At 49.4% G+C, this 624-nt stretch carries 1 rRNA gene; it reads right to left on the bottom strand.

Annotated elements, in window-relative coordinates:
- Positions 1–607, bottom strand: a 23S ribosomal RNA gene (locus GEV02_RS32575); the annotation flags it as partial.
- Between the last annotated feature and the right edge of the window lie 17 nt (positions 608–624).

The raw sequence follows: 624 nt of genomic DNA on the forward strand, positions 1-624 counted from the left end.
TGGTTAACCTTGCCACTGAATGTAAGTCGCTGACCCATTATACAAAAGGTACGCAGTCACGGAACAAGTCCGCTCCTACTGTTTGTATGCACACGGTTTCAGGATCTATTTCACTCCCCTCCCGGGGTTCTTTTCGCCTTTCCCTCACGGTACTGGTTCACTATCGGTCGATTACGAGTATTTAGCCTTGGAGGATGGTCCCCCCATATTCAGACAGGATTTCTCGTGTCCCGCCCTACTTGTCGCACGCTTAGTTCCACACATCGCATTTCGAATACGGGGCTATCACCCGCTATGGCTCCTATTTCCAGAGGATTCTTCTATGCGTCATGCTAAAACGTGCAGGCTCTTCCCATTTCGCTCGCCACTACTTTGGGAATCTCGGTTGATTTCTTTTCCTGCAGCTACTTAGATGTTTCAGTTCGCCGCGTTCGCTTTGCATACCTATGTATTCAGTATGCAATGACCTAAAAGGCCGGGTTTCCCCATTCGGAAATCTGCGGATCAAAGCTTGTTTGCTAGCTCCCCGCAGCTTATCGCAAGCTACTACGTCCTTCATCGCCTGTAATCGCCAAGGCATCCACCATGTGCACTTATTCACTTGTCCCTATAACGTTAGCCCCT

Source organism: Rugamonas aquatica (assembly GCF_009380215.1).
Classification (GTDB): Bacteria; Pseudomonadota; Gammaproteobacteria; order Burkholderiales; family Burkholderiaceae_D; genus Rugamonas; species Rugamonas aquatica_B.